General features: G+C 65.2%; 10 protein-coding genes. 5 read left to right on the top strand and 5 right to left on the bottom strand.

From position 1 onward, the window contains the following. Positions 1-59: 59 nt before the first annotated feature. The 3 genes from fdhA to BJ997_RS06465 all read right to left on the bottom strand — a co-directional run bounded on the left by fdhA (position 60) and on the right by BJ997_RS06465 (position 4,721). Positions 60-1,277 carry a formaldehyde dehydrogenase, glutathione-independent gene (gene fdhA / locus BJ997_RS06475; RefSeq protein ID WP_183323303.1) on the bottom strand — a complete coding sequence of 406 codons (1,218 nt, stop codon included), beginning with the start codon at positions 1,275-1,277 and terminating at the stop codon, positions 60-62. A gap of 165 nt (positions 1,278-1,442) precedes the next feature. Then, the gene (locus BJ997_RS06470; RefSeq protein ID WP_035838012.1) at positions 1,443-2,591 is read right to left on the bottom strand and encodes a glycerate kinase; all 1,149 of its coding nucleotides are present in this window, start codon (positions 2,589-2,591) and stop codon (positions 1,443-1,445) included. Between the two features lie 39 nt (positions 2,592-2,630). Continuing rightward, the gene (locus BJ997_RS06465; protein ID WP_052542479.1) at positions 2,631-4,721 is read right to left on the bottom strand and encodes a PhoX family protein; all 2,091 of its coding nucleotides are present in this window, start codon (positions 4,719-4,721) and stop codon (positions 2,631-2,633) included. 167 nt (positions 4,722-4,888) lie between these two features. Between BJ997_RS06465 and BJ997_RS06460 the strand changes: the two genes are divergently transcribed. Both BJ997_RS06460 and BJ997_RS06455 read left to right on the top strand, forming a co-directional pair. Next, the gene (locus tag BJ997_RS06460) at positions 4,889-5,161 is read left to right on the top strand and encodes a hypothetical protein (RefSeq protein WP_035838011.1); all 273 of its coding nucleotides are present in this window, start codon (positions 4,889-4,891) and stop codon (positions 5,159-5,161) included. 9 nt (positions 5,162-5,170) lie between these two features. Next, the gene (locus BJ997_RS06455) at positions 5,171-8,587 is read left to right on the top strand and encodes a DNA polymerase III subunit alpha (protein ID WP_052542478.1); all 3,417 of its coding nucleotides are present in this window, start codon (positions 5,171-5,173) and stop codon (positions 8,585-8,587) included. Between the two features lie 12 nt (positions 8,588-8,599). Here the strand turns inward: BJ997_RS06455 and BJ997_RS06450 are convergent, their stop codons facing one another. Continuing rightward, on the bottom strand, positions 8,600-10,792 hold the full coding sequence (locus tag BJ997_RS06450; protein WP_160175900.1) for a transglycosylase domain-containing protein: 2,193 nt from the start codon (positions 10,790-10,792) through the stop codon (positions 8,600-8,602). 143 nt (positions 10,793-10,935) lie between these two features. Between BJ997_RS06450 and BJ997_RS06445 the strand changes: the two genes are divergently transcribed. Continuing rightward, a complete protein-coding gene (locus BJ997_RS06445) occupies positions 10,936-12,030 on the top strand; it encodes a carboxylate-amine ligase (RefSeq protein ID WP_035838010.1) in 1,095 nt (364 codons plus the stop codon). Positions 12,031-12,059: 29 nt separating this feature from the next. Here the strand turns inward: BJ997_RS06445 and BJ997_RS06440 are convergent, their stop codons facing one another. Next, positions 12,060-13,598 (bottom strand): flotillin family protein, encoded by a 1,539-nt coding sequence (locus tag BJ997_RS06440; protein WP_052542476.1) that lies wholly within the window; start codon positions 13,596-13,598, stop codon positions 12,060-12,062. Between the two features lie 264 nt (positions 13,599-13,862). Between BJ997_RS06440 and BJ997_RS06435 the strand changes: the two genes are divergently transcribed. Beyond that, entirely contained in the window at positions 13,863-14,621 is a 759-nt protein-coding gene (locus BJ997_RS06435; RefSeq protein WP_035838009.1) for an AfsR/SARP family transcriptional regulator, read from the top strand. A gap of 60 nt (positions 14,622-14,681) precedes the next feature. After that, complete coding sequence (locus BJ997_RS06430; RefSeq protein WP_084141430.1) at positions 14,682-15,512, top strand: TIGR00645 family protein; 831 nt, start codon at positions 14,682-14,684, stop codon at positions 15,510-15,512. The last annotated feature ends 7 nt before the right edge of the window (positions 15,513-15,519 follow it).

Here is a 15,519-nt window from a genome sequence, read left to right as displayed (position 1 = left end):
GGATGCCGCCGGGAGGGGCATCCGCTGTCGTCTCGCGCTGACTGCCGCGCTGCTCGTGCTTACGCCTTGACGTAACCGTTCGGGTTGAGCACGTACTTCGTGGCCGCGCCTGCATCAAACTCGGCGTAGCCCCGCGGGGCATCCTCGAGGCTGATCGCCTTGGCGTTGACCGCCTTTCCGATCTGTACCTTGTCGTGCAGGATCGCCATCATCAGCTGGCGGTTGTACTTCATCACCGGGCATTGGCCCGTCGCGAAGGTGAGCGATTTGGCCCAGCCGAGCCCCAGGCGAATCGACAGCGAACCGACCTGCGCGGCGGCGTCTTTCGCGCCAGGGTCACCGGTCACGTACAGCCCGGGGATACCCAGGCCTCCGCCGGCTGCCGTCACCGTCATGAGCGAGTTCAGCACCGTGGCCGGAGCCTCTTCGCCCGCGGATTTGCCGTGTCCGCGAGCTTCGAAGCCCACTGCGTCGACGCCGGCGTCAACCTCTGGCACACCGAGGATCTGTTCGATTTGCTCCCCAGGCTCGCCTTGGGTGAGGTCGATGGTTTCGCACCCGAAGCTGCGTGCCTGCGCGAGCCGCTCGGGGTTCATGTCCCCGACGATCACGACGGCCGCGCCCAACAGCTGCGCCGAGACGGCGGCCGCGAGCCCGACGGGGCCGGCCCCGGCCACGTAAACCGTGGAACCGACGCCGACGCCGGCCGTGTACGCGCCGTGGAACCCCGTGGGGAAGATGTCGGAGAGCATGGTGAGGTCCATGATCTTCTCCAGCGCCTGGTCCCGATCGGGAAACTTGAGCAGGTTCCAATCGGCGTACGGAACAAGCACGTACTCGGCTTGCCCGCCGACCCAACCGCCCATATCGACGTAGCCGTAGGCGCTTCCCGGACGGTCCGGGTTCACATTGAGACAGATGCCGGTCTTGCGTTCCTTACAGTTGCGACAACGGCCACAGGAAATGTTGAAGGGCACCGACACGATATCGCCGACCTTGATGAATTCCACGTCCGGGCCCACCTCGACCACTTCGCCGGTGATCTCGTGACCGAGCACGAGGTTCTTCGGCGCCGTGGTGCGTCCTCGCACCATGTGCTGGTCGGAGCCGCAGATATTGGTGGTGACCGTGCGCAGGATGACTCCGTGCGGCACCTTTCGGCCCACGTTGGCCGGGTTGACTCCCGGTCCGTCCTTGAGTTCGAACGTGGGATAGTCGATGTCGATGACCTCGACTTCTCCCGCACTCTTATAGGCAACTGCTCTGTTCCCCGTCATGAACTACCTTCCTAGTATTTTTGCCGACCCGCTGGCAGCCGGTCGGCACGTGAATTGTCTAGTTGGAGCACTACAACTTCACTATAGGGCGGTCTCTCGATCCGGGACCGGGATTCCCAGCCCTTGCACACGCAACCCGCACGGCGCCCGCAGGTCCCACTCGGATTAGATCAGCGCGCAGACCTGCGCGGCCGTATCCCTCACCCGGTGATAGGCGTGCTCCTGCAGCTCGGCCAGCATCGCGGGGCCGTTCGCGATGGAGAATGCGGCTGCCACACCGGCAGCACGCGTCTGCTCTGCCGAGAGACCGACGCTGCCGGCAATCACGATCACCGGGGTCGTGGGGGGCGACAGCCTCGTGACCGCCTCGACGACCTTGCCGTCGAGCGATTGCGAGTCGAAGCGCCCTTCGCCCGTGAGCACGAAGTCGGCGCCGGCCAGCCGATCGGCCAGGCCCACGGCATCCGCCACCATCGTGGAGCCCGGGATCATCTCGGCCCCGAGCAGGGGCACGAGCGTGGCCGGCATGCCGCCGGCCGCACCCGCGCCGGGCTCCTCGAGCATGTCGATGCCGGTGGCGTCGCGCACGACCGCGCACAGGGTGGCGAGCCCGGTGTCGAGCAGGGCGACGTCGGCGGGCAATGCGCCCTTTTGCGGTCCGAAAACGGATGCGGCCCCCCGCGCACCGCACAGCGGGTTGGTGACATCCACGGCAACACGCCAGAGGACGGCCCGAGCACGCGTATGCAGGCCGGAGACATCGATCGATCTGATGTCGGCCAGACCGGCGCCGCCTGCAGCGACGTTTCGGCCCTCGCGATCCCGGAATCTGGCTCCGAGCGCGGTCAGCAGGCCAGTGCCTCCGTCGGTGCTCGCCGAACCTCCGACGCAGAGCAGGATCTCGTCGACGCCCTCGTCGAGCAGGTCGCGGGCAAGGATTCCGACACCGAAGGTGTCGGCACGCAGCGGTTGGAGGTTCACGTCCATGACGGCCGGCAGCCCGTTGGCTTCTGCCGCCTCGATCACGGCGGTGCGGCCATCGGCCGACACCCCCACGCGTGCCTGTCGAGGTCTCCCCAGCGCGTCGAACGTGGACAACACTCGTGCCGGCACACCCCAGACGGCGAGGATGGCCTCGAGAGTTCCCTCGCCGCCGTCGGCCATGGGGCACTCCACGATGACAGCATCAGGTCCGAAGACCGCTCGGGCTCCCTCCGCCATGGCGGCCGCAGCCTCGGCGGCACTCAGGCTGCCCTTGAAGGAATCGGGCGCGATGGCCACGGTGATCGGCGTCCTCGCCGCGAGGGTACTCATCCGCTCATGCTACAGGCGACGCATTTCTGGCCCTGGGAGCTAGGACACCTTCCAGACCTGCGCAACGGCGGGGCGCGGTCCGGCCCACGCCCCCTCGGCGGGCGTCGTTCCGGCCGGAACGTAGTCGGGGAACCGGCTGGTTTGTGCGTCCCAGGATCCGCCCTCGCCGGGGTGCTGCACGGCCACGTACACCATCGATTCCTCGGCGCGGATGACAGGGCCGCACGTTTCCGACTCGCGCGGCACCGAGAGGAACTGCTGTACCCGGCCGCGTTCGGGGCCCTCGAGCGGCACCTTGAAGAGCCCGTCGCAGAGCCCGATCGTGCTCGGAGCGCCGTCCGTCGAGATCCACAGGTTGCCCTCGACGTCGAATGCGACGTTATCGGGGCAGGAGATCGGGGAGACCTGGTCCGCCGGGAATCCCGCGAAGTAGGTCGACGTGTTCGTGGCGGGGTCGCCGCACACGAGCAACAGGTTCCAGGTGAACGTTGTCGCGGTGGCGTCGCTGCCGTCTTCGGTGATTTCCACGATGTGGCCGTCGCGGTTCGCCGTTCGGGGGTTCGGTTCTGTCGCGCCCTCCCTGCCGATCTTGCCCCGGTCGGTGTTGTTCGTGCAGGCCACGTAGACCTTACCGGTGAGGGGGCTGGGTTCCACGTCTTCACAGCGATCCATCTTGGTCGCGCCCACCGCGTCCGCCGCCAGCCGGGTGTTAATGAGGGCTTCTTCCACAGTGAAGCCGGGCACCTGGCTCACACCGTCGATTACGAGCGCGATCCACCGCCCGGTTCCGTCGAATTGGCCGTCCGTGGGCAGCTGTCCGGTGCCGGTGATCTCGCTCTGCGGTGAGTTGCCGGCGAATCTGGCGACGTACAGGCTGCCGCGGGTGAGCAGGGTCTTGTTGTGCGTGCGGGCCCTCGGCTTGCCGCTCGGGTCGAACGTGTCGGTGGAGACGAACTTATACAGGTAGTCGAAGCGTTCGTCGTCGCCCATGTAGGCCGCTACGTGACCGGTTGTGCCCACGATGACGTTGGCGCCCTCGTGCTTGAACCGGCCCAGAGCGGTGTGCTTCACCGGAACTGAATTCGGCTCCTCAGGGTCGATTTCCACGATCCAGCCGAACCGGTTCGGCTCGTTCTCATAGCCCGGCGTCGTGGCGTCGAAGCGCGGATCGATGCGCTCCCAGCCGCGACCTGTGGCCCTGTCGGCGAGCCCGTAGCGTGCATCGGCAGCGGACACTCCGGGTGAGCGAAAGTACCCGTTGAAGTTTTCTTCGCCAGAGAGGATTGTGCCCCATGGTGTCGTACCGCCGGCGCAGTTGCCGAGCGTGCCAAGCACGGTGAGGCCGTCAGGGTCGGCCGCTGTCTTCAGCGCGGCGGCACCGGCCGCCGGTCCGGTGAGGGTGAAGGGCGTGGTTGCCGTGATACGCCGGTTGACGCGATCTCCCACCCTGTAGACCCATGGCTGGCCGGCATCCTTGCGGCGCAGCGCGACGATGGACAGGCCGTGCGCCATCATGGCGATGTGGCGCTGTTCGTCGGCCTGCGCGTCATCGGCGGCCGGCGGAAACATGATGCCCTCGTTCGTGTATTCGTGGTTGGCCACCAGTACGGCCTTACGGCTGTGGCGACCGTCTTGCTGGATGATGTCAAGGTAGTCGTTGTTGTAGCCGAACTGGCGCGACTGCAGCTGTGCGGTTTGGTGTTCGGGATCGAAACGATCCGCGGCCGAGAAGATCGGGTCGCCCCAGCGGATGATCGGGCTCCAGCGGTACCCCTGCGGCACGACGAAGGCGTCGACCGCGGCGGGCACTGGGGCAATCGGCGAGAACGCGAGCCCGCGGCCCATCGGCCCGACCGGCGGGGCGGCCAGAGCCGGCGGAGCATTCAGGCTGCCGCTGCCGAGGACAATTGCCGCAGCTCCCACTCCCGCACCGATGAGCAGCGACCGCCGGCTCAGCGCCGCGCCGACGATGTCGCGAAAGTACTCGTTGGCGGTCGGGTTCGGCACTGGATGAAAGCAGGCGTCCGCACATTTCAGGTGGCAGGTCACCGCACTGCGCTTGCCGCTCGTGTGGCCCTCCATGGGGAGCAGGGGAAGCAGCGGACGATGTGGACGGGGTGCCGGTGTCATGTCTCCACCCTGCGAGCTGCAGGTAAATGGGAGCTGGCGGTGAGGTGAACAGCGCGTGCCGCTGCCCCACCCAGAGTTTTTCACGCCCCCCTCTGGCGAGTGTCGGTAGGGTGGCATACACTTTTCTTATAGAACATTTATTCTATTTTTAGTGAAGGAGTCCGGCCATGCCGCAGATCATTGACGCACCGGTTGACGTAGAGCTCACGAGCGACGGAGACCCACGCGCCTTCGTGTGGAACCGATTCGAACACACCGTTATCGGGCAGCCCCAGGCTGTTTTCAAACGAACCCGCTGGTGGGAGAACGCCGGCTCCCCCACCCGCATCGACACCGAACTCTGGCGCCTCGACGCGTCACGTGGCGGCGAGGAACAGCGCCGTTACGATCTGCGCCGAGGCGCCGACGGCACCTGGACTCTCGCTTTGGACTGGGGGTGAGCTGGAACAATGTCATTCCCCCATCTCCATGTCGCAAGCGCCTATTCCACCCACTACGGAGTCACCCTTCCGGAGTCCCTCGTTGAGCAGGCGGCAGGTCAGGGCGCAACCTTTCTCGCTGTCACCGATGTCGATGGTCTCTACGGCGCCGTCAAGCACCTGCGAGCCTGCGTGGCAGCCGGAATTAGACCGGGTCTCGGCGCCGAACTGGCCGTGCATGACGACGCATATCGTTCCCTCGGACGGATAGTGGTGCTCGCGCACGGCAGCAGCAACGGCCGTGGGTATGCAGCGCTCTGCCGTGCCGTCAGTGCTAGCCATAACGGCAGCGCCAGCCACACCGGCAGCGCCAGCCACACCGGCAGCGCCAGTCACACCGGCAGCGCCGGCCATAACAGCCGTGCCGGCCGCGCCCCGAGCATCTCGCGCGCGCAGCTCGCCGACCTTGCCCAGCTGCGCTCGCTGACCGTTCTACTGGGGCCCTCCTCCGACGTGGGCATGGCCATCCAAGCACGCGACAGCACGGATGCCGAGGCTCGCCTTACCGCCTGGCTGCGGATAATGCCGGAAGGCTCGGTCCAACTCGAGATCGTGTGCCATCTGGCCGAACCCGGCACCCCTGGCAGCGTAGCCCCGGCCACGCGCATGCTCTCACTCGCCGAACACTCCGGCCTGCCCGCGGTGCTCTCCAACGCCGTGCGTTACGGAACGGCGGGCGATGCCGTCACCGCCGATCTGGCCGACGCCGCCCGACACCTCACCCCCCTCTCCGAACTCGACACCCACGACACGCTGCAGAGCAACGGACAGGCCTGGCTCAAGCCGACAGCACCCATGCACCAAGTCGCGCGCATGGTCGTCGATGCCGGCTCCCACGAGCACGGCGCAATCGAACGCCTGTTCCAGAACACCAACCAGCTCGCCGACCAGTGCAGCCTCGATCCTGACACCGATATCGGCCTCGGCCGCCCCCGCATGCCCGAAGCCCGCATCATCGGCGTCACCACTGATCCGGTGCAGGAATTGTGGAGCCGCGCACGGCACGGCATCACGGACCTCTACTCCGACACCGGCGCGGCGGCCACGGACGCCGCGCACGCCCAGCTGGCACGGGAGATGAAGACGGTCGAGCATCTGGGTTTCGCGAGCTACTTTCTCACGGTGGCACGGGTTGCCGATATCATCCGCGACATGGGGATTCGCATTCAAGCCCGAGGGTCTGGCGTGGGTTCCGTGCTCAATTACGCACTTCGCACCTCGTCCGTCGAACCGATGTCGAACGGTCTGCTCTTTGAGCGTTTCCTGTCACCGGAACGGCAGACACTTCCCGACATCGACCTCGACGTGGAGTCGGCTCGGCGTCATGACATCTACCGAAAGGTCTTCGAAACCTTCGGCAGCGACCGCGTCTCCCTCATGTCGATGACCAATGCCTACCGTGGGCGTGGCGCCGTGCGTGACGCCGGCCTCGCCCTCGGCATGCCGGACGACCAGATTGCATCGATCGCCAAACAGATGTGGCGCTTCAACGCCCGTGACTTCCGCCGCGCCCTTGAGGAAAAACCCGAACTCGCCGCCCTCGCCGCCGAGGTCCGTGAGTCACAACAGCTCGACCTGTTGGTGGATCTCACTGCGAGGCTCGACCGGCTCCCTCGGCACATCTCAGTGCATCCGTGCGGTGTCATCCTCTCCGACGCGAGCCTTCTCGACCGAACCCCTGTACAGGCCTCGGGCATGGGGCTGCCGATGTCCCAGTTCGACAAGCACGACATGGACCCGATGGGGCTCATCAAACTTGACATTCTCGGCGTGCGCATGCAATCGGCTATGGCGCATGCCGTCGAAGAGCACCATCGACTCACCGGGGAGAGTATCGATCTCGACAGGGTTCCCCTCGACGACGCGAAAACCTACGAGCTCATCCGGTCCACCCGCACGCTCGGTATTTTCCAACTCGAGTCACCGGGGCAGATGGAACTCGTGGGCAAGCTGCAACCCGAGGTGTTCAACGACCTGACCGTGGAAATCTCGCTGTTCCGGCCCGGCCCCATGAAAAACAACATGCCGCTCACCTATCTGCAAGCCCGGCATGGCGAAACGACACCCGACTATCTGCATCCGCGTTTTCGCCACATCCTCGAAGAAACCAACGGTGTCGTGATCTTCCATGAGCAGGTGATGCGCCTGTTCGACGAACTGACCGGGTGCGGACTGGGCAAAGCGGACGTCTTTCGCCGTCACCTCGGCAAGCCTGAAGAGCTCCCGCAGATCGAGGAATTCGTTCGAGAGCGAGCGCTCCGGCGCGGGTTCCCTGACGAGGTCATCACCCGGGTGTGGACCGTGCTCGCCGGTTTCGGTAGCTTCGGCTTCGCCAAGGCCCATGGTGCCGCATTCGCTCTTCCCACCTACCAATCGGCGTGGCTGAAGACCCACCATCCGGCGGAGTTTCTAGCCGGTTTACTCACCCATGACCCCGGCATGTGGCCGAAAGACCTCATCGTGGCGGAGGCGCGAACCCTGGGGGTGCCCGTGCTGGGCCTCGACGTGCAGAGGAGCGTTCTCGACTATCGAGTCGAAGAGCTGCCTGACGGCAGCCGGGGCATCCGCCTCGCACTGCCCGAACTGGTCGGCAGCAGTGAAGTGGAACGCGCCCGCATTGTTCGGCACCAACCCTTCAGCTCATTGCAGGACTTTCGCGATCGGGTGAGACCGCGCCGCCGCTCCTTCGAGGCACTCGCCAGGGTCGGAGCCCTCGATTGCTTCATCGACTATGACCGAACGCGCCGCCATGAATTGCTCGCTCACATCCAGTCCCTGCGCGGCACGGCCGTGGACATCACGGCCGAACAACTCGCCTTCGAGGTCGAACTTCCGGTGCATACCTATGGCACAGTGAACGGTCTCGGCGGAGCAGTGACATCCCTCGAGCTACGCGGACGAACGCAGACAGATCTCGAGCTGCTTGACCTGAACCTCGCTGTTACAGATCACCAGATGACCAGGTTCCATTCCCTGTTCGCCGAACTCGGCGTCACTCCGGCTTCCGCACTCGGCTCCCTTCCCGGCGGCACTGAGGTGCTCCTTGCAGGCGTACGCCGGGCCACGAACACTCCGCCCATGCGCGGTGGACGCCGGGTGGTGTTTGTGAGCCTCGATGACGGCACCGGCCCCGTTTCGAATGTCGTGTTCTTCCATGACGCTCAGGACCGCATCGGCGGGCGGATATTCCACACCAATTACATGCTCGTGCGCGGCCGCACCCGCCGCTCGGGCGCAAAGGGGGTGTCCGTCACCGGGGAAAACCTCTGGGATCTCTTCGATGTTGCACGAGAAGCGCGGGAACGCCACAACCGGCAACTTGCCGATTCCGCGGCTGCGGTTGCCCCCGCCAACCTGCTGGACTTCCGTTCCGCGAGACGGGCCTGACTCCCCGCGCCACTAGCGACGAGGTGCCACGGGCGCGGGTGATGCCCCTGCCGGCCCCCCCGACTCAACGAGATCCTCACCGCCATACTTGGCGTTCGCCACCGACATCACGGCCGGCCACATGCGGTGCCGCGCCGTAGCGACAGCGCCGCTCGGAAAACTCAGCCGACGCTGGTTGACAGCACCCGTGAGGTTGACAACTGCCACCACTGTCGCGACCTGGGAACTAGCCCCGCTCATCCAGGTGTCCTTTGCGCCATCCGTCGTGCCCGTCTTGCCGATCATCGGCACCCACGGCTTCGTCGCGGCATTGGATTGCTGCGCCGTGCCATTGGTCATCACCCGCCGCATCCCGTAGGTCATTCCGGCCGCAACGAGGGGATCCACCGACGCAGTGCACTCAGTTTTCGGAACCGGCAGCTCCGTGCCGTCCGGGCCCACAATGCTGTCGATCGCAATCGGACTGCACGTCACCCCTTTGTTGGCGATTCCCGCAAACGCCACCGCCATGCTGAGCGGCGCAACCTCGTTCGTGCCGATCACTGTCGCGGCCGTCTGCAAGAGTGGCCTACCGTCGGCCCTGTGCACCAGAAAACTCTCCGCCGTCTTCCGAATGCCGCACAGGTCCAGCTTCTTCGCCATGCCGATGAAACCGGTGTTGATCGAACGGATGGTGGCCTCGAGGGCGCTGTAATTTCCGCCGGCCTCATTCTGGTCGTTCCGAGGGTTCCAGCGCTGTCTGTCATAGTTCTGGGGCCCCAGGCAACTGTCCTGAAACGTGCCCCAGTTCGACTTGCGTCGGGAATCAACGCGTTCGCTCAGCTGGTGACCCTCCTTGAGCCACTCGGCCAGCGTGAACACCTTGTACGACGAACCCGGCTGGAACCCGCTCGAACCGCCATAGGCGAAGTCCGTGTTGTAGTTGATTCCGGTGTAGTTCGCGCCGGTGGCCTGAACGGCCGGGTCCTGGCTGTAGTCCTTGTTCTGCGTCATGGCGAGGACCCGGCCGGTGCCCACCTGCACACTCGAAATCACTGCCCCGAGGTCGCCTCGCGCGTAGGTCTTCGGCACCTGGGCGTTCATAGTGTCCACGGCCGCCTGCTGCACGTCGAGGTCGAGGGTCGTGTACACGTCGTAGCCGCCGCGCCGGAAGTTGAGCATTCGAGCGCCGGCATCATCACCGAACGCCGGATCATTCTGCAGAATCTTCGTGACGTAGTCGCAGAAGAAGGCGTTTGCGGCGGCCGTCTGGCACCCGGTGCTGGGTTCCGTGATGATCGGCTGGATCGGCGTCGCGATCGCAGCGTCGTAGTCGCCCTGGGAAATCTTGTCGTGTTCGAGCATGGCACCGAGCAGGTAATCCCGCCGCTGCTTGTTGGCCGCGTAGCCGTTTGCGGCTCCGTTGGTCTCGCTGGCCGGCTTGTCGATTTGAAACTTCACCGGATTATTCACAATCGCGACAAGGCTCGTGGCCTGGGCCAGCGTCAGGTTTGCCGCCGTCGCGTTGTAGTAGTAGTTGGCCGCGGCCTCGATGCCATACACGGTTCCACCGAACCCGGCGATGTTGAAGTACTGGCGCAGGATATCGTTCTTGCTCATGACCTTCTCCACCCCGATCGCCAGGCGCATTTCCTTGAGCTTGCGCTCCGGGGTCGTCTCTGTGGCATTCGTGTAGCAGTCGTCGTGCGTCCGGGTGTCGGCAATCAGCTCGCACTTCTGAATCAGCACATTTTTCACGTATTGCTGCGTGATCGAGGACCCTCCCTGCGTGGCCCCGCCCGACACTGTCGAGGCCGTGGCACGCAGAGTGCCCTGCAGATCGATGCCGCCGTGCTCGTAGAATCGCGGGTCCTCACCCGCGACGGCAGCGTCCTTGGCGTAGGCACTAATCGCCTCCCAGCCCACCTCAATGCGGTTCTGGTCGTAGAAGGAGGCCAGGAGTACCGGGGTCCCGTCGGTCTGCCTCGCGTAGATGTTGCTCTTCTGGGATAGGGCGTCGATGGCCACGAAATCCGGGAGACCTTCGAACACGTTGATGGTATTCGTGGCCGCTAACGCGGAGACGGCCAGCACCGGCGTCACGCTCGCCGTGACGAGCACGCCGACGGCTGCGCTCATGGCCACGAATCCCACCAGTCCGCCCACGACTCCCCGAAGAGTTCGACGCTCCGAAAAGCCGACTGGGGGCGTCGCGCTGCTGACCATGGTTGCTCCTTTGTCCCTTTCGTGCGCTCTATAGAACATCAACTTTTCGCCAATCGCTAGGGGCGCGCCGAACTGATCTGCGCGATCTTTTCTCGGCCCCGGGGCGGAAACCCGCTACCATCCCATCCAGAACGGAGACCGACATGCGTACCTTTGGCCTGGAGGAGGAATTCATGTTCCTCGACCGGGTGCAACTGCGCCCGCTGAACGTCGGCTCGCAGGTGCTCGCCCGTCTGCGCGGCACCCCACGGCCGTCCCATTTTGTGCACCGCGAGTTCCTCGCGTCCCAGATTGAACGCTCCAGCCCTGTATTCACGCACCTGGCGCAGGCAGAGGCTGACCTGTTGACCTTTCGGTCGCGTCTTGCCGCCGCCGCCACCGAGTACCAGGCCGTGGCCGCCGGCGTCGGTACGCCCTTTCAGGCCGAGGGCTGGCCCGAGATCACCGAGACGGCGCGCTACCACCGGGTAGGGGAAGAGTTCCGCGGGCTTGTTCCCGATCACCTCATCAATGGTCTCCATGTGCACGTCGGCATTCCGAACCGGGAGGCCGGCGTGCAGACGCTCAACCGGATCCGGGTCTGGCTGCCCACACTGCTGGCCCTCTCCGTGAATTCGCCATTCTGGCAGGGCAGGGATACTGGATTTTCCAGCTGGCGGAGTCTGCATGCCCGGCGGTGGCCGACGGCGGGCTGCCCGCCGCCGACCACCGCCGCCGCCGATTACGACAGTCGAACACGCCGCCTGGTCGGCGTCGGCGGAACGTATGACCTGCACACGATCTGGTGGAGCGCGCGACTGGCCGAACGCTACCCAACGGTGGAAGTGCGTGTGTGCGATGCACAGTTGGATGCGGCCGGCACCCTGCTTCTGACCGCTCTTATTCGCGCTCTGGTCTCAACCGCGCTCGCGGACGCCGAGCGCGGCACGCCGCCGATCCACGTCGATCAGGAGTTGTTGGATGCGTCTCTCTGGCACGCGGCCAGAGACGGCGTGCGCGACGGACTGCTGAATCCCGTCACCGGCGCCCTCGAACCCGCGGCGAACGTCGTGGCTGCGCTGCTGCACACGGTCGATCATGCTCTGGACCAGGCGGGCGACGGCGACAGGGTGCGAGTGCTTCTGGAGCGGCTTCGGCGACTCGGGAGTGGCGCCCAGCGCCAGCGAGCCGCCTTGCACGAGGGCGGCCGCGCGGGGCTGGTCGCTCTCTTCGAACGCTCAGCCACCGCACATTGCTAGCCGGACCGCTGCCCCCAAAATCCGTTCGGCTATTTCTGCAGGCCCCCCAGGAAGCCGTCGGCCGCATGGCGAGCGGCATCTGCCGCGTCTGCGCCGACGTTGGCAGCGAGAACATCAAGGTCGATGTCCTCGGCCGACGGACCGTTCGTTTCGGCATAGGCCGGTTCGATGCGGTCGTCCTCGGTCACAGACTCCGTTCGAGTCGTCTTGGCCAGTGCAGCCCCGATCGCGCTGCCGCCGACGAGCCCACTCAACAGGTCCTTGATCCCGACCCCCATGGTGGAGTTGAGGACCGCATCAACCTCCGAGAAGCCTGACGCCACGTTCTTGCTCAGCTGGCTGGCCCCATCGGTGGAAATCACCGTGAGCTGATCGATATTGCCCATGGGCGCCGCCAGTTCGTGCGCAATCTTCGGCAGCATCTCCACGAGTCGCAGCTGGATGAGCGCTTCGGACTGTTGCGCCACGGCCTCGGCCGAGAGGCGGGTCGCTGTCGCCTCTGCCGTACCGCGAGCGAGAATGGCGTCGGCTTCTGCCTGGCCCTCCGCCCTGGTAGCTTCCGCGTTCGCGACACGGCTGTCGCGGTCGGCTGTCGCCTTCGCAACGGATGCCTCGGCTGCGGCGCGCGCGGTGACGCGGATTCGGTAGGCGTCCGCGTCGGCGATGGCATTCACTTCCGACTCCAGTTCGGCCTTTCGCAGGCTTGCTCGGCGCTGAGCGGTGAGTTCCTGCTCCTGCACGATGGCCTGTTGGGCCTTGGCCTCGGCGAGAGGTTTCGACGCTGCTGCTTCGGCGGCGGCCTTGTCGGTGTCCAGCTGGAGAGCGGCCCGGCGTAGGGCGAGAGTGTTCTGCGCCTCAGCGATGGCCTGTTCCGCGGTGATCAGCGCTTCCTGCGACTCGCGGTTGGCGAAGTGCTCGGCGACCTCTGCCTGGCGGCGCACCTTCGCCTGCTCGGCACGACCGATGTCGCGGATATAGTCGTTCTCGTCGGTGATGCCCTTGATTTCAAAGGAGTCCACGTCGAGACCCTGGTTGGCGAGGGATTCCCTGGCGGTCGCGAGCACCGCAGAGCCCAGCTCGTCCCGCTTTTGGATGACGGTCATCACGTCGGTGGCCCCGATCGACGATCGCAACGAGCCGCTCAGCACCTCCTGCGCGAAGCCATCGATGTTTTTGTCCTGTCCGAGGAACCGCTGGGCCGCGGCGCGGATGGACTTCGGCGAGTCTCCGACCTTGACAATGGCAACAGCTTCGACGGACAGGGTGATTCCGTTTCGGTCCTGGGCGACGGCAGTGATCTCGATCGCACGGCTGCGGAGGCTGATCTTGAACGCCTTCTGGAAGAACGGCGTGATGAAGACGCCCTGCCCGTGTACGACCCGCTGGCCCGACTCTTCCAGAGTGGCACCGTCAACGATGGTCTTGCGTGACTTCTTGCCCGTGATGATCAGGGCTTCATCCGGGCCGGCGTTCTTGTAAATGGTGCGGGCGTAGATAAGTGCCACGACCAGAATCACGACAATCATCCCGATGATTCCGGGAAGTGGGCTGCTGAACACGTCGAACATTGAGGTCCTTCCGGCGCCGGAGCGCGAGTCTGACACGCGTCGGTCGGTCGAGCCGGGGCGCGGCGTTACCCTGCCATCTTCGCAGAGATGCGAGGACCCCGCCCCCAGACGAGGCACGGCCCTTTGGCGCAGATTGATGCCGGCTCATGCATTGACAAGACGCGCGCCACTGGCCATCCTGTCTCTAGCGCACGAATATGAAGCGCCTTCGTGCGCTCAGACCCAGACTCTTCTTACTCGGCACTCAATGCGAGGAGGGCAACGATGCACACGATTGTTCCCCGATGGAATCTGACCTTGCTGGGGTATTGGCAGCTGAACCACGAGGGCCAAGCCATGGACGTGGGCGCGCGGCAGCAACGCGTGATCACGTCCCTGGCACTGCTGGGAGTGAGGCCCCGGCACTTCATCGCCACCCTGCTGTGGCCGGACGGGTCCGAGATACAAGCGGCAGGCAATCTGCGTGCCAGTCTCTTTCGCATTTCCCATGAGCTCCCGTCCCTCCTCTGCACAACGGAGCCGCTTCGTCTGGGGGATGATGTCGCTGTAGACGTGCACCGGCTGCGCCGACTGATCGGAACCATCATGGATTCGCGGGACACTGTGGTGCCCCGCACGACCATGGAACACCTGCGTACTGCCGAGCTCTTGCCCGGCTGGTACGAGGACTGGGTTGTCTGCGAGCAGGAGTTACTCCAGCACGAGAGAGTCGACGCCCTCGAGGTTGTGGCCAAGCGCTATCTCGCGCACGGCGATAGTGGACACGCGCTCGGTGCTGCCCGTGCTGCAGCGGCTATCGAGCCACTGCGGGAAAGCGTGCAGCTCCTGTTGGTGCGCGCGCACCTCGCCGCCGACAACCAGGCTTCGGCCGTTCGGGTCTATCAAGACTTCTGCGCCACCCTTCGTCGCGAACTCGGCGTAGCGCCCTCGCCGCGCTTTGCTGCCCTGCTCAGTCACGAGCTCCCGGTCGCCGGGCGCGCCACCTCCACGGCGGGTCGGCGTGCGTCCCTTCGGGCCCGGTAGGTGTTCGCGGCGGTGCGCCGCAAGGCGGTTGCTCAGGGTGGCCTCACCTATGCTTGCCCGGTGAGCCAATCCCCCGTAACCCCGCGTCAGTTCCGTCCCCAGTCCCGTTGGGTGGGAAGTGTCGGCACGATGATCTTCTTCAGCCGTTGGTTGCAGGCGCCGCTCTACATCGGTCTCATCGTGGCGCAGATCATCTACGTGATCGTCTTCATGGTCGAACTCTTGCACCTCGGCGAGGGGGTCTGGCACTCCATGGCGCACCCGGGTCCCGACGGAATCGAGGTTGAGGAAGCCAAGATCATGCTCGCCGTCCTCGGCCTGATCGACGTTGTGATGATCGCAAACCTGCTCATCATGGTCATCATCGGCGGCTACGAAACCTTCGTTTCGCGCATCAAGATCGACGGGCACCCCGACCAGCCCGAGTGGCTCTCGCACGTCAACGCCAACGTGCTCAAGGTGAAGCTCGCGATGGCCATCGTCGGCATCTCGTCGATCCACCTGCTCAAGACCTTCATCGAGGTCGGTGACCTCGCCGCTCGCGGGGCTGTCATCGATACCGGCGAGGAATCGATAACCGGAAACGTCTATACGTGGGACGGCGTGCTCTGGCAGGTCGTTATCCATATGGTCTTCATTCTCTCGGCCATCGCGCTCGCCTGGATCGACCGCATGTCCCAGGGAGCCGGCCACGGGCCCGCGGCACCGGCCGTTCTCGAACCTGTCCCTACCGTGACGCCGCCGCTCATCCTCGAAGCCCCGTCGGCGCTCGGGGATGCGCGCCTCAACGCGGCCGGCCACCTGCTGCAGCTCGGCCAGCTGCGCGATGCTGGCGTCGTCACTGACGCCGAGTTCGACGTGAAGAAAGCCGAACTCCTCGCCCGCATCTAGACCCAAC

The sequence above is a fragment of the Cryobacterium roopkundense genome (assembly GCF_014200405.1).
GTDB classification, from domain to species: domain Bacteria; phylum Actinomycetota; class Actinomycetes; order Actinomycetales; family Microbacteriaceae; genus Cryobacterium; species Cryobacterium roopkundense.
Note: the sequence above shows the minus strand (reverse complement) of the source record. Positions and strands in the feature narration are given on the sequence as shown.